The organism is Kushneria marisflavi (assembly GCF_002157205.1).
Taxonomy (GTDB): Bacteria; Pseudomonadota; Gammaproteobacteria; order Pseudomonadales; family Halomonadaceae; genus Kushneria; species Kushneria marisflavi.
Map to the genome: position 1 here is coordinate 2,584,390 of NZ_CP021358.1, position 22,390 is coordinate 2,606,779.

At 59.1% G+C, this 22,390-nt stretch carries 19 protein-coding genes and 1 riboswitch; of the genes, 16 read left to right on the forward strand and 3 right to left on the reverse strand.

Annotation, left to right across the window (positions count from 1 at the left end; genetic code table 11):
* The first annotated feature begins 29 nt into the window (after window positions 1-29).
* The 10 genes from xylB (at window position 30) to B9H00_RS11865 (ending at window position 11,427) form a co-directional block, all read left to right on the forward strand.
* Window positions 30-1,532, forward strand: coding sequence for a xylulokinase (xylB, locus tag B9H00_RS11820; protein WP_086900810.1), 1,503 nt, complete (start codon window positions 30-32; stop codon window positions 1,530-1,532).
* 100 nt (window positions 1,533-1,632) lie between these two features.
* Window positions 1,633-2,592, forward strand: coding sequence for a transaldolase (gene tal, locus B9H00_RS11825; RefSeq protein WP_086900811.1), 960 nt, complete (start codon window positions 1,633-1,635; stop codon window positions 2,590-2,592).
* A 98-nt stretch (window positions 2,593-2,690) separates the two neighbouring features.
* A complete protein-coding gene (locus tag B9H00_RS11830; RefSeq protein ID WP_086900812.1) occupies window positions 2,691-3,362 on the forward strand; it encodes a nucleoside/nucleotide kinase family protein in 672 nt (223 codons plus the stop codon).
* A 171-nt stretch (window positions 3,363-3,533) separates the two neighbouring features.
* Window positions 3,534-4,949 (forward strand): sugar porter family MFS transporter, encoded by a 1,416-nt coding sequence (locus tag B9H00_RS11835; protein WP_086901846.1) that lies wholly within the window; start codon window positions 3,534-3,536, stop codon window positions 4,947-4,949.
* 125 nt (window positions 4,950-5,074) lie between these two features.
* A complete protein-coding gene (locus tag B9H00_RS11840; RefSeq protein ID WP_086900813.1) occupies window positions 5,075-5,980 on the forward strand; it encodes a LysR family transcriptional regulator in 906 nt (301 codons plus the stop codon).
* Between the two features lie 353 nt (window positions 5,981-6,333).
* Window positions 6,334-7,410: a TRAP transporter substrate-binding protein gene (locus B9H00_RS11845; RefSeq protein WP_086900814.1), complete on the forward strand. Its 1,077-nt coding sequence runs from the start codon at window positions 6,334-6,336 to the stop codon at window positions 7,408-7,410.
* 72 nt (window positions 7,411-7,482) lie between these two features.
* Window positions 7,483-8,073 carry a TRAP transporter small permease subunit gene (locus B9H00_RS11850; protein ID WP_086901847.1) on the forward strand — a complete coding sequence of 197 codons (591 nt, stop codon included), beginning with the start codon at window positions 7,483-7,485 and terminating at the stop codon, window positions 8,071-8,073.
* The gene (locus tag B9H00_RS11855; protein WP_086900815.1) at window positions 8,073-9,353 is read left to right on the forward strand and encodes a TRAP transporter large permease; all 1,281 of its coding nucleotides are present in this window, start codon (window positions 8,073-8,075) and stop codon (window positions 9,351-9,353) included. The genes B9H00_RS11850 and B9H00_RS11855 overlap by 1 nt, the downstream gene beginning before the upstream one ends.
* A 29-nt stretch (window positions 9,354-9,382) precedes the next feature.
* Entirely contained in the window at window positions 9,383-10,066 is a 684-nt protein-coding gene (locus tag B9H00_RS11860; RefSeq protein ID WP_086900816.1) for a DUF2848 domain-containing protein, read from the forward strand.
* On the forward strand, window positions 10,063-11,427 hold the full coding sequence (locus B9H00_RS11865; RefSeq protein ID WP_211329573.1) for an amidase: 1,365 nt from the start codon (window positions 10,063-10,065) through the stop codon (window positions 11,425-11,427). The genes B9H00_RS11860 and B9H00_RS11865 overlap by 4 nt, the downstream gene beginning before the upstream one ends.
* A 71-nt stretch (window positions 11,428-11,498) precedes the next feature.
* On the opposite strand, the gene B9H00_RS11870 is transcribed toward B9H00_RS11865, so the two are convergent.
* From B9H00_RS11870 to B9H00_RS11880, 3 genes are all read right to left on the reverse strand, one after another.
* Window positions 11,499-13,190: an NAD-dependent malic enzyme gene (locus tag B9H00_RS11870; RefSeq protein ID WP_086900817.1), complete on the reverse strand. Its 1,692-nt coding sequence runs from the start codon at window positions 13,188-13,190 to the stop codon at window positions 11,499-11,501.
* 165 nt (window positions 13,191-13,355) lie between these two features.
* Window positions 13,356-14,708: a DUF945 family protein gene (locus B9H00_RS11875; protein WP_086900818.1), complete on the reverse strand. Its 1,353-nt coding sequence runs from the start codon at window positions 14,706-14,708 to the stop codon at window positions 13,356-13,358.
* 53 nt (window positions 14,709-14,761) lie between these two features.
* Window positions 14,762-15,613, reverse strand: a complete 852-nt coding sequence (locus B9H00_RS11880; protein WP_086900819.1) for a CvfB family protein — start codon at window positions 15,611-15,613, stop codon at window positions 14,762-14,764.
* Between the two features lie 114 nt (window positions 15,614-15,727).
* Window positions 15,728-15,815, forward strand: a riboswitch (Fluoride riboswitch).
* An 82-nt stretch (window positions 15,816-15,897) separates the two neighbouring features.
* Here B9H00_RS11880 and crcB point away from each other — a divergent pair.
* The 6 genes from crcB (at window position 15,898) to B9H00_RS11910 (ending at window position 22,175) form a co-directional block, all read left to right on the forward strand.
* Window positions 15,898-16,287, forward strand: a complete 390-nt coding sequence (crcB, locus tag B9H00_RS11885) for a fluoride efflux transporter CrcB (protein WP_086900820.1) — start codon at window positions 15,898-15,900, stop codon at window positions 16,285-16,287.
* A 155-nt stretch (window positions 16,288-16,442) separates the two neighbouring features.
* A complete protein-coding gene (gene pstS / locus B9H00_RS11890; RefSeq protein ID WP_086900821.1) occupies window positions 16,443-17,477 on the forward strand; it encodes a phosphate ABC transporter substrate-binding protein PstS in 1,035 nt (344 codons plus the stop codon).
* A gap of 89 nt (window positions 17,478-17,566) precedes the next feature.
* Window positions 17,567-18,529, forward strand: coding sequence for a phosphate ABC transporter permease subunit PstC (pstC, locus tag B9H00_RS11895; RefSeq protein WP_236944262.1), 963 nt, complete (start codon window positions 17,567-17,569; stop codon window positions 18,527-18,529).
* Between the two features lie 11 nt (window positions 18,530-18,540).
* Window positions 18,541-19,383: a phosphate ABC transporter permease PstA gene (gene pstA / locus B9H00_RS11900; RefSeq protein ID WP_236944263.1), complete on the forward strand. Its 843-nt coding sequence runs from the start codon at window positions 18,541-18,543 to the stop codon at window positions 19,381-19,383.
* Between the two features lie 27 nt (window positions 19,384-19,410).
* A complete protein-coding gene (gene pstB, locus B9H00_RS11905) occupies window positions 19,411-20,238 on the forward strand; it encodes a phosphate ABC transporter ATP-binding protein PstB (protein ID WP_407656582.1) in 828 nt (275 codons plus the stop codon).
* 266 nt (window positions 20,239-20,504) lie between these two features.
* On the forward strand, window positions 20,505-22,175 hold the full coding sequence (locus B9H00_RS11910) for a BCCT family transporter (RefSeq protein WP_086900823.1): 1,671 nt from the start codon (window positions 20,505-20,507) through the stop codon (window positions 22,173-22,175).
* Window positions 22,176-22,390: the final 215 nt, after the last annotated feature.

The window sequence follows — 22,390 nt, forward strand, 5'->3', positions numbered from 1 at the left end:
ACGACAGTATTTTCGGACAGGACAAGCTCATGTATATCGGCGTGGATTGCGGAACGCAGAGTACCAAGGTGGTGGTGCTGGATACTCAAAACGGCGTCATCATCGGTGAAGGGCAGCAGGCCCACGAGCTGATCAGCCGCGAGAGCGGGCGTCGCGAGCAGGACCCCGAATGGTGGGTCAAAGCGTTCGAGGCCGCCTTCCATCAGGCCATCGAGGCGGCGGGGATCGATGCCGGCGCCATTCGCGGCATCGGTGTTTCCGGCCAGCAGCACGGCATGGTGGCCCTTGATGATCAGGGGGTGCCGGTCTATCCGGGCAAGCTCTGGAACGATACCGAGTCCTCGAAGGAAAATGCAGAGTACGTTGAAGCACTCGGTGGCGAGAAGGGCTGTCTGAATATGCTGGGGGTGATTCCCCAGACCGGGTACACCGCTTCCAAGGTGATGTGGCTGCGTCGGCACCATCGCGACGCCTATGACCGTATCGCTCACATCCTGCTGCCGCATGACTATCTCAACTTCTATCTGACCGGTGAATATACTGCCGAATATGGCGATGCTTCGGGCACGGGGTGGTTCGACACCCGCAAGCGCTGCTGGCATCGTGATGCGTTTTCGAAGGTGGCGCCCGAGCTGGATCCACAGCGGGTGCTGCCGCGGCTGGTTGAGCCGCATCAGCCGGCCGGAACCGTGCGCCATAAGGTAGCTCGACGTCTGGGGCTGGGGGATAGCGTGATCGTTTCGGCAGGTGGCGGCGACAATATGATGGGTGCCATCGGCACCGGCAATATTCAGCCCGGCGCCGTAACCATGAGCCTTGGCACTTCAGGCACCATCTATGCCAGTGCCAGCCAGCCGGCCATTACCGACAACGGTCTGGTGGCGAACTTCTGCTCAAGCCACGGTGGCTGGCTGCCCCTGATCTGTACGATGAATGTGACCTCGGCGACCAGTCAGTTAAGTCAGGTGCTGGGTCATGATGTGAAGGCCTTTAATGCAGCCGTGGCACGTGCGCCCATTGGCGCCGAAGGCGTCAGAGTACTGCCGTTTTTCAACGGCGAACGCGTGCCGATGCTGCCGGACGCCACCGGCAGTTTTCTGGGGCTTTCGGCGCATAACTTCTCGGCAGACAACCTCTGTCGCGCGGTCATGGAGGGCACAAGCTTTGGGCTGCGCTACGGTCTGGATCTGCTGTCAGCGTTTGATATTCGTCCCGATCAGCTGCGTCTGGTCGGCGGCGGTGCCAACAGTTCAGTCTGGCGACAGATGATTGCCGACATCATGAATGTCGAGCTGGTCTGCCCGGTGATTCGCGAGGCCGCCGCACTGGGAGGCGCGCTGCAGGCGCAGTGGTGCGATGAATACATGCAGGGTCGCAAGACGGCGCTGGGCGATATCTGCCGCCATGCGGTTGATATTGACCGATCCACCCTCACATCCCCTGACAGGGATAACGTCTCGCGCTATGCAGATGTCTATGCAGACTATGCCCAAACGCTTAAAGACCGCTATCCTGAAGCTCTGACACGGTAGGATTTACGTTGCAGGCGGTCGCGTACCGCTCGTGCATGAATATCGCGGTCAGCCGATGTTGGCTCGTCGGCTGATCCCAATCGTTACGATGGAGTGATACATGGCAACTCAGCTCGAGTCTCTCAAGGCGCTTTCCAAGGTCGTCGCTGATACCGGTGATCTGGAAGCGATCAAGAAATATCAGCCGCATGACTCCACCACCAATCCGTCGCTGCTGCTCAAGGCCTTCGATCTGGACGGCTATCAGGAGCTGATCGACAAGACGCTGGCCGATGTGAAGAAGGAAGCCAGCGGTATGGAGCGCGAGGCGCAGCTTGAGCACGCCGTGGATCGCCTTTCCGTGGTCATTGGTACCGAAATTGCCAATATCGTGCCTGGACGCATCTCCACTGAAGTGGCCGCAAAGCTTTCCTTCGATCAGCAGGGCAGTATCGACAAGGCACGCAAACTGATTGACCTGTATGACGATGCCGGCATCGGTCGTGACAAGGTGCTGATCAAGCTGGCGTCGACCTGGGAAGGCATTCGCGCCGCTGAAGTGCTGGAAAAGGAAGGCATTCAGTGCAATCTGACGCTGCTGTTCAGCGACGCACAGGCACGTGCCTGCTTTGAGGCCGGCGTGTTTCTGATCTCACCCTTCGTGGGCCGTGTCACTGACTGGTACAAGCAGCGTGACGGCGTCGAAAACTACAGCCCCGAGGAAGATCCGGGTGTGAAGTTCGTCCGCAGCGTATGCGATTACGCCAGCAACTATGGCTACGACACCGTGGTCATGGGCGCCAGCTTCCGCAACACTGATCAGATTCTGGCACTGGCCGGCTGCAACCGTCTGACCATCTCTCCGGACCTGCTGGAAAAGCTCGCCAATACCGAAGGTGAGGTTGAGCGCAAGGTGACTGACACCGGCGCCGGTGACAAGAAAATCGAGCCCATGACCGAAAGGCAGTTCCGCTGGGAGCACAACCAGGATGCCATGGCCAACGACAAGCTGGCCGAAGGGATCCGCAAGTTTGCCGAAGACCAGGAAAAGCTTGAAGGCATGATCGAAAAGCGCCTGTAAATACCGCGCTTGAGACTCAAGGGCCGGCTCCTCTGGAGCCGGCCCTTTTTGTGTGGTCATATCATGTCAAAAGCGCGAGAAAGGATGTTTGAGAGAAGATGACGACGTCTGAAAACGATACTGCAGGTCTCATGATCGATGAGGCCGTGGTCAACGCTGCCCGAGCACTGATCAAGGGGCGCCCCCGGGCACTGCTGGGGCTGGTCGGCGCGCCGGGCGCTGGCAAGTCCAGCGTCAGCGAAGCCTTGCTGAGCCGGCTGGGTGAGGAGATGCAGGTGGTACCGATGGATGGCTATCACCTCTCCAATCGTGAACTGGCCCGCCTTGGGCGCGCCGAGCGCAAGGGGGCGCCGGATACGTTCGACAGTGCCGGTTACGTGTCGTTATTGGAGCGGCTTCGCACGCCAGAAGCGGATGAAACCGTTTACGCCCCCGGGTTTTATCGCCAGATCGAGGAGCCCATCGCGGCCAGTATTGCGGTATTACCGCAGACGCCACTGGTGGTCACCGAGGGCAATTATCTTCTGATGGAGGAAACGCCTTGGGGTCGCGTCAGGCCGCTGCTTGATGAGGTCTGGTATGTCGAGGTTGACACCGAGCTGCGCGAGCAGTGGCTGGTCGAGCGGCATATGCGCTTTGGGCGTAGCGAGGCTGACGCGAAAGCGTGGGTGGCCAGTACCGATCGACCCAATGCCGAGCGCATCGAGGCAACCCGCGTGCGCGCTGACCGGCGCATCGGCTGGGATGGGGCCTGTATTCGCTTTCTATAAATAGAGCGACATTTTTTAACACGATGTCACTATTTAGGGGCTCACTTGCGGCCAATGAATGATCGTATCAGTGTGGCTTCAGGTTACAATCCCGGTCAGGCTCTGATGTTTGCATCAGAGCATTTTTTTGAGAGTCACGCTGACACGATTCAGCCAGCTTCAGGAGTTTTCATGGATCATCATGCAGGGCACGCACAGAAGGGGCTTCGCGGGAGAGCCCTGGTCGTTGTGGTGTCGATCATTGCGGCGCTGGGTGGGCTGCTGTTTGGTTATGATACCGGCATCATCGGTGTGGCCCTTCTGGGGCTGGCGCGCGATTTCGCACTCAATGACACGCTCAAGCAGATTGTGACCGGGGCCATTATTCTCGGGGCGCTGGTCGGGTGCCTGGGCACCGGCCCCATTTCCGATCGAATCGGGCGGCGCTGGTCGATTGCTCTGGTCGGTCTGGTTTTTACCATTGGCTCGATTCTGTCAGCCGCAGCACCCAGCGTGGGCGTACTGATTCTGGCCCGCTTTATTCTGGGGCTATCGGCGGGTAGTGCCACACAGATCATTCCGGTCTATATCGCCGAGGTCACGCCACCGGCGCATCGCGGCAAGCTGGTGGTGATGTTCCAGTTCATGGTGGTCTTTGGCATCCTGGTCGCCTATCTCACCGGCTATGCGCTGGGGCATCAGTGGCGCTGGATGTTTGCGCTCGGCATTATCCCTTCGGTCATTTTAATGATCGGCATGCTGTTGTTGCCCGAAAGCCCGCGCTGGTTGCTGGGTAAACATCGTGAAGCTCAGGCGCTGGGCATTCTGGAGCGCGTAAGAGGCAATCGAGAGGGCGCGCAGCAGGAACTCGACGAGATCAAGGAGATTGCCGCGCAGCCGGAAGGGCAGTGGAAGGATCTGTTCAGCTCATGGGTGCGGCCGGCCCTGATTGCGGGCTTTGGCATTGCGATGTTCTCCCAGATTACCGGCAACAATGCGCTGATCTACTATGCGCCCACCATTCTGAGTGATGCCGGTTTCGGCGACAGCGCCTCGGTGCTGGCCGCCGTGGGCGGTGCCGTTTTGATCAATCTGGCCACTGTGCTGGGCATCTTTCTGGTCGACCGGATCGGGCGCAAGCGCTTTTTGCTCTGGATGGTGCCGGGCTCGGCTGTGGCGCTGATCATCATGGGCGCGCTATTTATCGGCGGCTCCCCTGACAACCCTGCCGCGCAGTGGACGCTGGTGGCGTGTCTGGCCATCTACATGGCACTCAACTCAAGCTTTGGCGTCTGCCTGTGGCTGATCAATGCCGAAGTCTATCCGCTGTTCGTACGCGGCAAAGGGGCCAGTGTTGGGGCCTTCAGTCACTGGATCTTCAATCTGCTGATGACCCTGACCACGCTGTCGCTGATCGGGGCGCTGGGCACCTCGGGGACCTTCTGGCTCTATGCGCTGATTACCATCGTCGCCCTGGTGTTTATCGTGCGCTATGTGCCTGAAACCAAGGGACGCTCGCTCGAGGAAATCGAAGCAGATCTACGTAACGGCACCTTCTTCCCGGCCAAACGCAAAAAGGCCGCGAAGGGCAGTGCGTCTCGCATATAGGAAGCAAAAGGGCTTCATTTTTTATGGGGTAGCGTTTTTCGACATCGGCAGGGGACACTTCCATGCGCGCCAGGCCTTGCGATTAAGGTATGCTCGCCGGGATTATCCGTGACCGATAGGGAATCATGTTCGACTTCAAGGAAATCGAAGCCTTTGTCTGGATCGTGCGGCTGGGATCCTTCCGCCTGGCCGCTCGTCACCTTCATCTGACCCAACCTTCGGTCTCGGATCGTATCGCTCGTTTGGAGTCACTGGTGGGCGAGCCCTTGCTCGACCGCACGCAGCGTCCTATCAAGCCAACGCCCAGAGGACGTCAGTTTCACCGGCATGCGCTCGTCCTGATGGAGGCGCGCCAGGAAGCCATGGCGATGCTGGCGCTGGCCACGCCTTTTCAGGGAACATTACGTCTGGGCGTCGTTGAGTCGATCGCGCATAGCTGGCTGCCACGATTTCTTGCCGAACTGGCGCGTCGCTTTCCAGAGATGACGCTGGAGCTTGAAGTCGATAGCTCACCAGGGCTTGCCAAAAAGCTGCATGATCGTGACCTGGATATGGCCTTTTTGATGGGACCGGTCAATACGCCGGAGGTGCTCAACCGGTTTTTGTGTCACTACAAGATGGGACTGATCGCCAGTCCGGACCTGGGCATTGATCCTGTCGATTTTTCACTTCAGCAGGTGTCAGAGCTGGCCCTGATCACCTTTGCAAGAGACAGTCGTCCCTACCGCGAGCTGGGCAATCTGCTTCACCATCAGCATCTAACACATCTCAAGCTCCACTGTTCGGGGTCGGTATGGACGATCGTTCGCATGACGCTCGATGGTATCGGTATCGGGGCCATTCCTCCGAGGCTGGTACATGATGAGCTCGTTCAGTCGAGGCTGATCGAGCTGCCCATCGAGCTGCCCGAACTTGAGTTTACAGCGTCCTGGCCGCGACATCTGGATACGTCGCTGGCCGATGGCGTTGCTGAACTGGCCATTGAAATTGCCCGTGAAGACCAGGCGCGCTATCCCCAGTACTCCCTTTAATGCCTCGCTGGCACAACTTTCTGTCATCTCATGCCACGCATAAAACGCTGTCATGTGCCCCATAATGCGAATATGAAAGGTTTTTCCGATCATTAAGGATCAGAAAAATCGATTTGCCTTATCGCTCCTGCCTTTTTATTGTCGAGAAACAATGACAACACGAGGCATCCAATGCCCGTGATCTGTCAGATCGGCACGAGTCGGGCGAGGACAGGGCCTTCATGTCCCACCGCTCCAGTCAAACTGTCATCTTCGACACTCGCGCCTGCACCCGGGTAATATCCAAAAGCTCATCACTACGTCATGGCTTGAAACAACACCAACAACAAATATCAATAGCGAGGCCCATCACCATGATCCAGTCCAGACAACCACGTACTCGTTCTCATCTATCTGCTGTACTGCTGGCCACCACGATAGGTGCCGGTGTCACCACCACGGCCTCGGCAGATACCTCGCTCAACGTCGTTGGCAGCTGGGGAAGCCTGGAGCTTCATCAGAAGTTCGAACAGCCGTTCTGGAGTGAAACGCTGCCAAAGGCAAGCAACGGTGAGATAACCACTCAGGTCACCAGTTTCGATCAGATGGGGATCGCCAGTGGCGACGTCTTTCGCTATCTCGGCGACGGCCTGTTCGACGTAGGTATGACGGTAGGAGACTACACCGTCAGCGATGCCCCCGAGCTCGAGGGCCTCGATCTGCCCATGATGACGACCGAAAGTGAAGATGCCCGGGCAGTGGCAGAAGCCTTTCGTCCCATTGCCGAAAACGCGCTCAACCAACGCTTCAACAGCCACGTGCTTGCCATCGTGCCCTATCCCGCGCAGGTGCTGTTCTGCAACACGCCGATCTCGGGTCTGGCCGATCTCGAAGGCAAGAAAGTACGCGGTAGCGGTCGTTCTACCGGGGAATTTCTCGAGGCGCTTGGCGCCCAGAGTCTCAACATTGCTTTCAATGAAGTGCCCGGGTCACTTGAGCGCGGCGTGATTGACTGCGCCGTGACCGGATCGATGTCCGGTTACAGCGCCGGCTGGTATGACGTATCGAGTCACGTACTACCGCTACCCATCGGTGGCTGGGACTACGTCATTACTGCCATCAATCAGGACAAGTGGCAGAGCCTGGATGCCGACGAACAGGAATTGATCCAGAAGCAGATCGACGAGCAGTTCACGATGCCGGTCTGGGCCAATGCGAAAAGCGAAACCCAGCGCGGCATCGCCTGCCTCACGGGACAGGGCGAGTGCCCTGCCGGTGAGGCCGCTGGCATGACCCTGGTCGAGCCGACCGAGGCCGATACCGAACGTGCTCGTCAGGCCTTGAAGGATGTGGTACTGCCCGCATGGGCTAAACGTGTCGATGCGGATACGATCAGGCAGTGGAACGAGAGTGTCGGCCAGGTCGTCGATCTCAAGGCCGACGCGCCCTGACCCTCGCGCGTCGAGATGCCGCCCCTGGGGCGGCAACTCGACATCGCCACCTTCGACAGGCAGAAACGCTTCATGTCTACCTTTATCAAGGGACTCGACGGGCTGGTGTGCTTCACGCGCGGCCTGTCCCGGTTTGCTGCACGCGTGATAGGTCTGGCGCTGCTGGCCGTCGTGATTTTCATCGGCGCCGAGATTGTGATGCGCAAGCTGGCGGGGCATTCGCTTTCCGGCGTTCATGAATACTCGGGCTACGTGCTGGCAATACTCTCAGCGTGGGGAATCTCGCATACGCTGCTTGAGAGAGCGCATATCCGTATCGATGTCGTCCACGGCCGACTGCCGGCGCTGTCGCAGCATACGCTGAACGTCGTATCACTGTTGGCGCTCAATCTTGTCGCCTGGGTGATTGCTCTCAACGCCTGGCCTGTACTCGCAAAGTCACTGGCCAACGGGTCCACCGCCAACACGCCGTTGGCCACACCGCTGTGGATTCCCCAGCTTCTGTGGGCAGCCGGCTATGGCTGGTTTGCTTTCACTACCAGTATCATGGGGCTTCGGGTGTTGGTGGCACTGTTTCAGCGCGACGTGCCGACGCTCGATGCGCTGACTGGAATGGATAACGGCGAACTCGCCGAAATGCCGCCCACCGAGGAGATACGCTGATGCTTGGGTTTCTCTCAATAGGCATTCTGGTACTGCTTCTCGCTGGCATTCCTGTAGCAGTGACGCTTTTTCTGCTTGCCTTCGGCATTGACCAGTTTTTCTCGTTCTTCCCATTGACCCGTGCGCTGGGTCAAAACCTGTGGTCGGCGGCGGATTCATTTCTGCTGATTGCCATTCCGCTGTTCGTGCTGATGGGCGAAGTCATTGTGCGTGCGGGCATTGCCGAAAAGGCATATCGCGCCATGGATCACTGGCTCTCATGGCTTCCCGGTGGGCTGATCCACGCCAACATCACCACCGCAGCACTGTTTTCGGCCACCTCGGGCTCTTCCGTCGCTACTGCCGCGACGATCTCCACGGTGGCACTGCCGCAGGGCGAAAAGCTCAATTATGATCCACGACTTTTCTGCGGCAGTATCGCGGCCGGTGGCACGCTGGGCATTCTGATTCCGCCGTCGATCAACCTGATCGTCTACGGGTTTCTCACCGAGACCTCGATTCCAAGGCTTTTCATGGCCGGCCTGATCCCGGGGCTTACGCTCTCACTGCTGTTCATGGCGACGGCGCTGGTGCTCTGTTTGTGGAAGCCGGCGCTTGGCGGGCCGCGCAGTGTCGCCAGCTGGAGCGCACGCCTGCGGAGTCTGGCGTTTCTGACGCCACTCTTGATCCTGTTTACGGTGATTGTCGGTTCGATTTATCTCGGCTGGGCCACGCCCACCGAAGCCGCTGCGATTGGTGTCATCGTCTCGCTGGTGCTGGCGGCTGCCAATCGACGACTGGACCGAAAAATGCTGATGGCCGCCCTCGATGGCACGGTCAAGACCACCTCAATGCTGCTGTTTATTATCCTGGCGGCATCATTTCTCAACTTCGCACTCACTTCCTCGGGACTGGTTCAGCAGCTGAACCAATTGCTCAACGCCTGGGAGCTCTCGCCCTATGCGCTGCTGCTGGCAGTGATTGCGCTGTTCATCGTGCTCGGTTTTTTCATCGAGACACTGTCGCTGATGGTCATCACCATTCCCATCGTCACACCGCTGATTGTCGCCGCCGGCTTCGACAAGGTGTGGTTTGGCGTTGTCATGATCCTGTTCGTGGAGATGGCACTGATCACGCCCCCGGTGGGGCTCAACCTCTATATCGTTCAGGCCTCGCGACGTGGCAAGCCGTTCTCGGACGTCATCGTCGGCACGCTGCCCTTTATCGCTGCCATGCTGTTGATGGCTGTTTTGCTGGTGATCTTCCCGGAAATTGCGCTGTGGCTGCCCGACTCGCTGTGAGTTTCATCCTATGACTTCGGAAACCAATCATGCTGACTTTTGATACCCCTCAGGGCCCTGTTACCGTTACTCCGCAACGACTGGCCATCGCGGGCTGGGCTGGCCGTGATCAGGCCGGTGTTCAGCATCACATCGAGGAACTGGCCGAGCTTGGCGTCAAGCCGCCCTCAAGCGTACCGCTGTTCTACCGCGCCAGCGCTCAGCTGCTGACACAGGCCGAGAATGTCGAGATGCTCGGTGGTGAAGGCTCGGGCGAAGCAGAGGTATGCCTTGTGAGCGATGCAGACGGGCGGCTCTGGGTATCGCTTGCATCTGACCATACTGACCGCAAGCTGGAAGCCGTGGGGGTGGCCGAATCCAAGCAGCTCTGCGCCAAGCCGATCGCCACACAGGCCTGGGCACTGGATGAAATTATCAAGCACTGGGATGCACTGGAGCTCGGCAGCGAGATCGAGGAGGGCGGTCATTCCGTCACCTATCAGCAGGGGACACTCAAGGAGCTGCTGGACGTGGACACGCTGCTGGCCAAACTGCCCGAGAACCTCAGGCAGGGGGCGTCGCTTGCCCCCAATACTCTGCTGCTGTGCGGTACCGTACCTGCCATCGGTGGCATTCGGCCCGGCGCATGCTTTTCGATGACGCTCCACGACCCGGTCCTGAACCGTCGTCTGAGTCACCGCTACCACGTCATCGAGCTTGAGGTCGCCCAGTGAGCGGCATTAAGGCCGCGCGGGCCTTCTGGGCTCACCCCGTGAGGCAGCGCCGGCTGGTAGATTGGCAGGCGGCGCTGGCGTCCGGGGCCTTCAACGCTTTGGATGCACTCGAGGCACTCATTGAGCGAGTCGAGGCACAGCCCGAGGTTGCCGCCACCACTTTTGTCGATTTCGATGCCGACAGGCTGCGCAACCAATGGTCACGGCTCGAACAGAACGCATCGCTTGCGGGGCTTCCAATCAGCATCAAGGATCTCTTTGACGTGCATGGTGAAGTGACCGGCGCCGCCTCAAGAGTCCTTGCCGAGTCACACGCGGCGACACAGGATGCGCCGGCCATTGCTCGACTGCGCCGAGCCGGGAGCGTACTGACCGGGCGCACCACCATGAGCGAGTTCGCCTTCTCCGGACTCGGCCTCAATGATTACTGCGGTACGCCGCCCAACCCCTTCGACGCCGAGCGCATCACCGGTGGTTCAACGTCGGGCGGGGCAGCGTCGGTAGCGTTCGGTCTGGCTGCGGCAACGCTTGGCAGCGATACCGGCGGTTCACTGCGAATTCCAGCCGCCTTCTGTGGCCTGACGGGCTTCAAGCCGAGTCAGCGGAGCGTTCCCGGGGAGGGCGCCTACCCGCTGTCTCCGAGCCTGGACTGTGTCGGTCCCATTGCGCCCAGCGTCGAGTGTTGCGCGCAGCTCTGGTCGGTGCTCGCGGCCAGTCCGATGCCCACGCTTGATCCGACGCCGCGACCGCTGCGGCTGGTGGTGCCCGTAGGCGGTCTGCTTGAAGAGCTGGATGACGGCGTGCGCGATGGTTTCGAGGTGGCCCTCGCCCGGCTGGAGGCTGCGGGCTGCCACGTTGAGCGCCTGTCACTTGAGGCGGTTGATGAGGCGCTTTCAATCAATCGCCAGGGCGGTCTCGTCGTGCCGGAGGCCGCGGCGCTGCATCGTGAACAGCTCGAGCGTGCCGAGGCCGACTACGATCCATTAATCGCCGAGCGACTCAGGGGGGGGCGTGACATCAGCGCGGCCGACTATCTCCAGCGCCTCTGGCCGCGTACTGGCTGGCAGCAGCGTTTCGAACACGAGATGGCCGGTTTTGATGCGGTAGTGCTGCCTACCGTGGCAACGTTGCCACCGAAGCGCGCTGCCATTGAAAAAGACGCCGTGGCGTTCCAGCGAGCCAATCGGTTGGCACTGCGTAATACCAGCGTCTTCAACTATCTCGACGCGGCCTCGATTTCTCTGCCTTTTTTTATGCCGGACGAGACGCTGCCTATCGGCCTGATGGTGTCACGGCCTCAGGGACAGGACGAGCAGCTTCTTCAGCACGCCTGCGTCATCGAAACCATGCTGGCACGTTGAAAGGAGTTGTTGATCGTTGGACATGAAAAGGGCGCCGTCGGGCGCCCTTTTTGTGGTCAATATGGTTCGGCCTAGTAGGAGGCGCGACGATACTGACGGTAGCGCGGTCGCCAGAAGTTGGCATCGATGGCCTGACGAATGGTGTCGTCATCGGTTTCAAGGGCCACGCCATCTTCCTGGGCGCGCCTGGCTACGGCGATGGCGATCTTTCGGCTGACGTCCTGAATGTCTGACAGCGGCGGCAAAACGGCGCCCTTGCCTTCAAGGGCGACCGGCGAGCAGTCGGCCAGCGCTCTGGAGGCTGCCATCAGCATGCCATCGGTGATGCGCGAGGCCTTCGCGGTAATGGCACCTAGGCCCACACCCGGGAAGATGTAGGAGTTATTGCACTGGGCAATGGGGATCTTGCGATCGCCAATGGTCACCGGCTTGAAGGGACTGCCGGTCGACACCAGTGCCTCACCGTTGGTCCACTCCAGGATTTCGCGCGGGGTGGCCTCGATGCGTGAGGTCGGGTTGGACAGCGGCATCACCAGCGGTTCACTGCAGTGCTGGTGCATGGTCTTGATGACTTCTTCGGTGAAGAGCCCGCGCTGACCCGAGACGCCAATCAGAATGGTCGGTTTGGCATTGCGTACCACGTCGATCAGGGCCAGGTCACCGCCGCCGGTGTCCCAATCGCTGATGTCGGCACGCTTTTGCACCAGTCGCCGCTGGAAGTTGACCAGGTTGCTCATGTCATCGGTCAGCAGGCCGTAGCGGTCGATCATGAAAATGCGCTTGCGGGCCTCGGCTTCGCTGATGCCCTCTTCCTGCATTGCCAGTACGATCTGTTCGGCGATGCCGCAGCCGGCGGAGCCTGCACCGACAAAGGCGACACGCTGCTCGGAGAGTTTTTCATTCTTGGCCTTGCAGGCCGAGAACAAAGTGCCCAGTGCGACAGAGGCGGTGCCCTGAATGTCATCGTTGAAGCAGCAGATCTCGTCGCGATAGCGCTCCAGCAGCGGCATGGCGTTGGCCTGGGCAAAGTCCTCGAACTGGATGATAGCGTTGGGCCAGCGACGCTTGATGCCCTGAATGCACTGGTCGACGAACTCGTAATAGGCCTCGCCGGTGATGCGCTCGTGACGCCAGCCCATATACATCGGGTCATCCAGGAGGTCCTGGTTGTTGGTGCCGACGTCCAGCACGATGGGCATGGTGTAGGCCGGGCTGATACCGCCGCAGGCGGTGTAGAGCGAGAGTTTGCCGATCGGAATGCCCATGCCGCCGATGCCCTGATCGCCCAGACCGAGGATACGCTCACTGTCGGTGATGACGACGACCTTGACGTTGTCCTTGGTGGCACTGTGCAGGATATCGGTAATGTAATCGCGGTGATCATAGGAGATGAAAATGCCGCGGTGAGAGCGATAGATCTGGGAGAAGGACTGGCACGCCTCGCCGACGGTAGGCGTATAGATGATGGGCAGCATCTCTTCGAGATGATCTTCCAGCAGGCGGAAGAACAGGGTCTCGTTACTGTCCTGAATCGAGCGCAGATAGATATGACGATCCAGATCGCTGCCCTGCTGGTCATATTGCTGGTAGGCGCGCTCGGCCTGCTCTTCGATCGTTTCGATGTTTTGCGGCAAAAGGCCCATCAGGTTGAACTGAACGCGCTCCTCGAGCGAAAAGGCACTGTCCTTGTTGAGCAGCGGCGTTTCAAGAAGGGTGGGCCCTGAATGTACGATATAGAGCGGGCGAGAAGGATTCTGGGACATCGTCATGACTCGCTGTAGACAAAAAATGAAGAAATACCCCGGTCATACGTGATGCGTCAGGGTAACGGTTGGGTCGTTTATCGCTGACGGCGCTCCCACTATAGCCATCTCTCGGGACGCAACACAGCGCGACCATGGCCTGGCGTGCACGCCAGGCCGAATGGATCAGCCGTTGAGGGACATCAGCAGTAGTGGCAGCATCATGTAAAGCTCGGGATGCGATTCACCATTGACGCGAAGGTCCTGGCTGTTCATCTCGATATCCATGCGGAATCGATCGCCATCACGCGCCAAAAGCCCTTCCTGCTCGAGTCCTGCCAGCGTCTGTTCTGGACGGGCGTTGGGGTCTGTGAGCGTCATCAGGTGCGTGAGCAGCGTACGGTCCGAGGCCATGTCCAGCGTCAGGTTTCCGCGCTCAAGCGCTGTGGCGAGCGGCTCGCCCTCGGTATTCATCGAACGGAAGTTCAGCGCCAGCTTGCCTTCGAGAGATCCCTGAGGGGTATTGAGGCCTGCGACCGTGATTTCGGCCGAGGGCGTCCCCTTCAGGGCCTCCAGCAGATACCGTGTCATTATATTCTGTACCTGGCCCGAGACCTGGTCTTCGTCCAGCGAATCATCCACATCCGAAAGCTCTGTCAACAGACGGCGCGTGGCATCGCGGGGGAGGTGCTTGAGTGCCAGAGTCTGGGTGGCGCTATTAACGATCAGCGGCTCGGCAAGCGTCGGATCCTTCATCAGCAGATTGCTGATCTGCCAGGAGGCGTTCATCGATAGGCCGTCGTCGCCGTTGTCGCGCAGCTGGCCCTGACCGTCCAGACCCAGCTTCAGGGTCACGCTCTCTGCCTTATCCTGAAGATTGAGCTGATTCAGTGTCGTCCTGAAACGAGCGTCCCAGAAGTTATCCATGTTGGGCCAGTCGGGGCCGCCGGCACCGCTGCTGTCCATTTTCAGGGCATTGAGCGTCAGCGTGGCATCGTCGCTTTGAAAGTCCAGAGAGGGGATCGAGACACTGGAAGTGGTACGGTCGCCGTCAAGTTGATAATGGCCTTTCATGCCGCCCCAAACCAGTCGCGCGCCGGGGCTTTCGGGAATTTCGGTATCGTCAAAGGCCGGCGACTGCCAGTCAACGTTGACATCATTGCCAAAGCCTACGGTGGTGGTAGCCTCAAGCGCCGGCCGGTCGCCGAAATAGTGCGCGACGGTGGTCTGCTGGTCACCAAAGTCGGGGACGCTATCGATGCGTGCCCAGCCAAATCCCCAGGGGCCATGAGTGATATGGTGATGGACATCGATCTGCCAGGGGCCTTCCCTAGTATCGATCACGGTACGGGTCACGGCATCGGAAGTGCGCCAGCCGCGGTCATACTCGATGACCCGGGTCGGGGCGCTGTCGGAGATCTGTGCCACGCCATGGCGGAATTCCTGTTCGATCTGCTTGCCGGTGTACCAGGGCGCTGCAGCGCCTGCGACCACGATGATGACTGCTGCAGTACCGATAATGCCCGTTGTCTTGCCCATGAAGATCCCTGAACGTTAATGAGGAATATGGATGTCTCAGCGCCTGGCGCTGGTCATGGTCTGTCGACCTGTCGTATGCCATCGGCATCGATGGTGATCAGCCCCTGTTTATAGAGACCGCCAATGGCCTTTTTGAAGTTGCCCTTGCTGACACCGAAGGTGCGCTGAATCAGGGCAGGGTCACTCTTGTCGCTGATGGCAAGCATCCCTCCGGCCTTTTGCAGGCGTTCGAGAATCTGCTCGGCAAGCGGTTCGGCCAGTATTTCACGGCGGGGCTGCAAACTCAGATCCACCTTGCCGTCATCGCGTATCCGGTAAATGTAGCCTTTGGTCCGGGTGCCCATGCGCAGAGGACGAATCGCTTCGCTCTTGTGCAAAAGCCCCCAGTGGCGATGGTTGATGATGGCGTTGAAACCCAGGTCGGTCGGGCCGGTAATGAGCAGATCGACTTCCTCATCACGCGCGTAATTGGCCGGCTCCTGGCTCAGGTAGCGGTCCAGTCGCATGGAGGCCGTAATGCGCCGGGTGCGATCATCCAGATAGGCAACCACCACACAGCGATCACCCTGGCGCAGGGGGCGGTGGGTACGCTCTTCAAAATGCGGCAGCAGCAGGTCCTTGGGCAGCCCCCAGTCCAGAAAGATACCTACCGGGGTGCGCTCGACCACTTCGAGCGCGGCAAACTCGCCGACCTGAATTTTGGGTCGCTCGGTCGTCGCGATCGGGCGGTCTTCGCTATCGAGATACAAAAAGACCCGTAGCGAATCGCCCGGCTCCGCGGATAGACCTCGCGGTATCTGGCGCGTCGGCAGAAGAATATCGCCCAGCGTGCCGCCATCGAGGAAAAGCCCGATGGAGGACGTCCTGAGGATTTCAAGCGTATTGAAACGGCCCATTGCCGGCATGGTCACGCCCCGTGAACAGAATAAAAATGCCATGTTAACGCAAACGCGACGATGGCGGGCAGGGGAAGACCCTTCATGGGCATGGCTTGTCACGACCCCATGGCAGTGCAATGATTTTCCAAAGGAGATGGCATGCCTCCCGAAGCATGTGCTTCGAACCATCGCGTTCTGACACGTCGTGATTGATGATGCCTGCAACGCCCCGGGGGACGGGCGCAGGTTCGTGATCACACGATGTTGCCGCCCGTGGCCTCGACATTATTGAGAGATTCGAGGAGTGCTGCATGTGGTTGTCCATTCTTTCCATCGGGCTTGGCGCGGCGCTGGGCGCCAATCTGCGGTGGGCCCTGTCGCTGATGCTCAATGCGCTGTTTCCGCCCCTGCCGCCCGGCACGCTGGTGGCCAATCTGCTGGGCGCCTGGCTGATCGGCATCGCCTTTGCGCTGTTTAATCTGCTGCCGGAGTTGAGTCCGCACTGGAAACTCTTCGTCGTGACCGGTTTTCTGGGCGCGCTGACGACCTTTTCGACCTTTTCGCTGGAAATGACCGGGCAACTGCAGGAAGGTCGCTATCTGAATGCATTGGCCGGCATTGGCGCCCATCTTGCCGGTTCGCTGCTGATGACGGCGCTTGGAATGGCCTGTGTGGCTCTTGTGCGGCAGTGGCTGCGCTAATGAGGAAGAGAGGTTTATGACAGTGCTGCAATAAAACTGACATATTTGGTTGCTAACCTGGCGTCGTATTGAAGCCGCCGCGCCTTTTTCGACAGGCCGGCAAGATAATCAGCAGGGCGACTCAACGTCCTGGCGCAGGGTAACGGAGCAATCTGATGATCAAGCAAGTCGCTGCAGCCTTCATCGCTACCTCGCTGGCGGCCACCGCTTCGGCCGCTACCATCACCGGTGCCGGTGCGACCTTCCCCTATCCGGTCTATTCGCAGTGGGCCGATGGCTATCAGGACGAGACCGGCAACGGCCTCAACTATCAGGCCATTGGTTCCGGTGGCGGCATCCAGCAGATTACGGCCGGTACGGTCACCTTCGGGGCCAGCGATGCGCCGATGACGCCGGAGGAGCTCAAGAAGAACAATCTGGTCCAGTGGCCGCAGATCATGGGGGGTGTGGTGCCGGTCGTGCACGTGGAAGGTGTCGACGACGGTGCACTGCGTCTGGATGGTCAGACACTGGCCGATATCTATCAGGGCAAAATCACCACCTGGAACGATGATGCCATTTCACAGCTCAACCCCGATCTGACGCTGCCCGATACCAAGATTACTCCGGTCTATCGCGCAGAAGGCTCCGGCACCAACTTCCTCTTTACGCACTATCTGGCCCAGGTCAGCGAGTCGTTCAAAAACGAGATCGGTGAAGGCAAGTCAGTGGCCTGGCCGGCCGGTGTCGGGGCCAAGGCCAATGGTGGTGTGGCCAGCCAGGTCAGTGGCATCAACGGTGCGATCGGCTATGTCGAATCAGCCTATGCCGAGCAAAACGATCTGAACGTGGCTCAGCTGAAAAATCAGGCCGGCAACTTTGTGACCGCCGATAGCGATACCTTCCAGGCCGCAGCTGCCAATGCCGACTGGCAAAATGCCGAAGGCATGTACCTGGTGCTGACCAACCAGCCGGGTGACAAGAGCTGGCCGATCGTAGGGGCTTCTTTCATTCTCATGCACACCGAGGTTGATGACGCCAAAGCCGCGAGTGATGCGCTTGCCTTCTTCGACTGGTCGTTTGAAAACGGCGGCGACATGGCCACCGAGCTGAATTACATCCCGATGCCGGACAGTGTGGTCAGCATGGTCAAAAAGGATGTCTGGTCGCAGATCAAGGACAGCAGCGGCAAGGCCATCTGGCAGCAGTAATCCCGGTTGATTCGATGTCTCGGGCCGGGGCCATGTGCCCTGGCCTTTGTCCACCTGACAACTCCTACGTTTATGCACAGGTATGAGCCATGACGACCGGCAGCAGCGTCACACCACAGGCCGCAGAGGGCGATCGGATGCAGAAGCTGTCGGCAAGTGCCCACGAGCGGAGCGCGCTCAGGCGCAACGGCCTCGTGGATCGGGTATTTGAAATCACGACCAGAGGCTCGGCACTGATGGTGCTTTTGCTTCTGGGCACCATTACCGGTTCCCTGATACTGGCCGGGTGGCCGGCTCTGTCAGAGCTGGGACTGTCCTTTTTTACCGATGACCGCTGGGCGGCCAACATCAACCGTTTCGGGGCGTTGCCGGCCATTTACGGCACGCTGGTGACCTCCCTGATTGCGATTGCCATTGCCATTCCGGTGTCGCTGGGCATCGCGATCTTTCTGACCGAAATCTGTCCGCCGAAGCTGCGCCGCACCATCGGGACCATGGTTGAACTGCTGGCGGGCGTCCCATCGATCATTTACGGCATGTGGGGCATGGAAGTGCTCGCGCCGTTTCTGCAGTCTCATTTCCCGTCGATATTTCCGGCCGGGACCGGGCTGACGACGGCCGGACTGATTCTGGCCATCATGATCATCCCGTTTATCACTGCCGTCACCCGCGATGTGATGCATACCGTGCCACCCATCATGCGTGAATCGGCCTACGGGCTGGGCTGCACGACCTGGGAGGTGGTGCGTCATGTGATCTTTCCGTCCGTAAAGGCCGGCATGCTGGGAGGCGTCATCCTCGGGCTGGGACGAGCACTGGGAGAAACCATGGCGGTGACCTTCGTAATCGGTAACAACCTGTTTTTGAGCGCCACGCTCACCGGGCAGGGCACCTCGATTGCCGCCCTGATCGCCAATCAGTTTTCCGAGGCTGACGGGCTGCAGCGCTCGGCGCTGCTGTTACTGGGTCTGGTTCTGTTTCTGATTACCTTTGCCGTGCTGGCACTTGCCCGCTTCATGCTCAACCGCATGAACCAGCGTGCACCGTCATGAAGGAGGCTGTCATGAATCCCGTTTATCGTCGGCGTCGCATGGTGAATCGCATCATCATGACGGCATCACTGCTGGCCTCGGCCTTTGGGGTCATCTGGCTGTTTCTGATTCTCCTGACCCTGGTCACCAAGGGCGTGCCGGCGCTGTCGCTTGACGTGTTTACCGAGCGTACCCGCATGTCCGGTGGCGGGCTGGGTAATGCCATTCTGGGGTCGCTGATCATGACGGCACTGGCGACCGTGGGGGGGACCATCATCGGTATTGCCGCCGGGACCTGGCTTGCCGAATATGGCGGTCGTTCTCGACTGGCCAATACCATTCGCTTTATTAACGATGTGCTGCTTTCGGCGCCCTCGATCATCATCGGTCTGTATATCTATGCCGTGGTGGTGCTGCCGATGGGACACTTTTCGGGCTGGGCCGGGGTGGCCGCGCTGATGGTGATCATTATTCCGGTCGTGATTCGCTCGACCGAGGACATGCTGCTGCTGGTGCCCAATTCACTGCGTGAGGCGGCCGCAGCGCTGGGCGCACATCGCTGGTTGATCGTGCTCAGGGTCTGCTACAGCGGCGCTCGTGCCGGGATTACCACTGGTGTGCTGCTGGGGTGTGCCCGTATCAGTGGCGAGACGGCACCGCTGTTGTTCACGGCGCTCAATACCAATCAGTGGAACTTTTTCAACATGGGCAGCGAAATGCCCAACCTGCCGATGGTGCTTTACCAGAACATGACCATCAATTCGTTTATTCCCGCCCAGGTGTCGCTTGCGTGGGCAGGGGCACTGATACTGACGGTGGCGGTGCTGATGCTCAATATTCTGGCGCGCGTCAGTGCGGCGCGGTCACAGAAGTAGGCATCAAGGGGCTTTCATTTCATGAACATGCGATCAGAGAATTTCACCATGGCGCCCAGGCAGACCTCCAGGAACGCTTCCGGAACTCCCCATGCGGCAGCTCCTGCCAAGCTGTCGGTCCAGGAGCTGGATTTCTACTACGGTAATTTCCAAGCCATCAAGAAGGTCTCGATGGATATTCCGGCCAATCAGGTGACCGCTTATATCGGGCCCTCGGGCTGTGGCAAGTCAACGCTTTTGCGCTGCTTCAACCGCATGCACGATCTCTACCCCGGGTTGAAGACCGAAGGTGGCATCCTGCTTGATGGCCAGGACATCCATGCTTCCGGTGTCGACATCAACCTGCTGCGTGCCCGGATCGGCATGGTGTTTCAAAAACCGACCCCATTCCCGATGTCGGTCTATGACAATATCGCCTTCGGGGTGAAGCTCTATGAGCGGCTGTCGCGCCGTGACATGGATGAGCGCGTGGAGTGGGCGCTGAAAAAGGCCGCGCTGTGGAATGAGGTCAAGGACAAGCTCAAGACCAATGGGCAGGCCCTTTCCGGTGGTCAGCAGCAGCGTCTGTGTATCGCGCGCACCATCGCGGTCAAGCCGGAAGTGATTCTGCTTGATGAACCGACTTCGGCGCTGGATCCGATCTCGACCGGCTATATCGAGGATTTGATTCACGAATTGAAGACCGACTATACGATCGTGATCGTGACGCACAACATGCAGCAGGCGGCGCGCGTGTCCGACATTACGGCGTTCATGTATCTGGGCGAGCTGATCGAGTGCGGTCAGACCGATCAGATATTCACCGATCCAGGCAAGAAGCAGACCGAGGATTACATAACGGGACGTTATGGATAGTGGTCGTTATTGATGCCAGGATGTAATGGTCCTTAGGCGTGAAGAAAGACAGGGGGACACAAATGTGTCCCCTTTTTTGTGAGCGCCGGGCGTGCTCTTGAGTACCGGATGCGCGCTGCCAGCACATCAACGATCAGTCCCCGGGCGTTTTCGGCCAGCCCTGTCCTGCAGTCGGCAATAAGCGCCGACGCCCTTCATGCATTGATCTTGATGTTTTGAACTAGTCTTTAACGACAATCCAACAATGACAGGGGATCGACGCTCTTATGGTTATTGCTCCCAGACAGCGTGTCTTTGTCGCTTCCACGATGATTATCGTGGTTCTTGTGGCCATGGGTGCCATCTTTCCTGACCAGTTCAGTGCCGGGGCCAGCGCCGCACTCAGCGGTGTGACCCATCTCTTTGGGTGGTTTTATCTGTTCTCGGTCTTCGGCTTTGTCATCTTCCTGCTGATTCTGGCCTTCAGCAAATACGGCAAGATTCGTCTCGGCCCCCAGGAAAGCAAGCCGACCTACGACTTCTTTTCCTGGGTCAGCATGCTGTTGGCCGCCGGCTTCGGGGTAGGGCTGGTGTTTTACGGCATGGCCGAGCCAATGACGCACTTTTCCAGCCCGCCTTTTGGCGATGTCGAGGGAGAAACGCCCGAGGCCGCCCGGCTGGCCATTCAATATGCGTTTTTTAACTGGGGCGTTCATCAGTGGGCGGCCTTTTCCGTCGTAGGGCTGATCATCGCCTATACCCAGTTTCGCAAGGGACAGACCGGGCTGGTCTCAACGGTCATGGCACCGTTGACGGCGAAGCTTGGCCGCGGGCGTGTGCTGGCCGGGGGGATACTCAATACCTTTGCGGTGGTCGCCACCGTCATGGGCGTGGCGACCTCCATCGGCCTTGCGGTTTTGCAGATCAACGGCGGGCTGCATGCCGTCTTTGATGTCACCGAAGGACTGATGTGGCAGGGCATCATCCTGTTTGCGATGTTCATCTGCTACATGCTTTCAACGGTCTCCGGGCTCGACAAGGGCATCAAGCGCCTGTCCAACCTCAATATGGGGCTTTGTCTGGCCCTGATGGCCTACATTCTGATTACCGGGCCGACCGTGGCCATCCTGGGCACCATCACCACAGGGCTTGGCGACTACCTGCAAAATTTCTTCACCATGAGTCTGCGTCTGAGCCCCTATACCGATACCGACTGGGCCAGCAGCTGGACCGTGTTCTACTGGGCCTGGGTCATTGCCTGGTCGCCGTTTGTGGGTACGTTCGTGGCGCGTATCTCGCGTGGCCGCACCATCAAGCAATATGTTTTCGGGGTACTGATTGTGCCGCCCATGCTGGCCTGTTTGTGGATTGGCGTCTTTGGTGGGGCTGCCATCCATATGGACATCTTTCAGGGGACGGATCTGGCGCAGGCAACCAGTGACAACATCACCTCGGCGCTGTTCGTGATGTTTGATCAGATGCCGTTTTCTTTCCCGCTGTCGATCGTGGCGATGATCCTGATCTTCATCTTTCTGGTCACTTCGGCCGATTCGGCGGCCTATATCGTGGGGCAGATGACGGACAAGGGCTCGCTCAATCCGCCGCTCTACAAGCGAGTGACCTGGGGCGTGTTGATTGCCGCCATCTGTCTGATCCTGATTTCGGCCGGAGGGGAGAGCGGACTCAGCGGTCTGCAGTCGGCGGCCGTGGTATCGGCACTGCCGTTTACGTTGATCATCTACGGCATGGTCTATGTACTGCTCAAGGAGCTGCGGGCCGATCGCAAACAGATGCTGCTCAATCTCTATCGTCAGCACAATGAAACACCGGTCGGAGCGGATGCCTTTGAAGCCGATGAGATGTCCGATACCCATGCCGAGCGTATTCGCCGCTCACCGGGGGTAAAAAATCGTCGAATCCACCGGGATCGGGGAACCGGGCAGATCGAGTCGGATTAAGGGGTGGCGGTTCACATTGATAGTGTCGGGTTGGCTTTTTGGGTCGATCCGATCATCTTTGACTATTTCGATGATCCGCAATGATGATTAGCCCGTTAACCACCCGATCCTTATCCTTGATCATGTTTCGAGCCGCCAGACTCGAAGCTGCTTCATTTTGCATCCATGATGCAATGCAACACCCCCTTCTTTCCTGCATGTGTTTCATGCGGGAT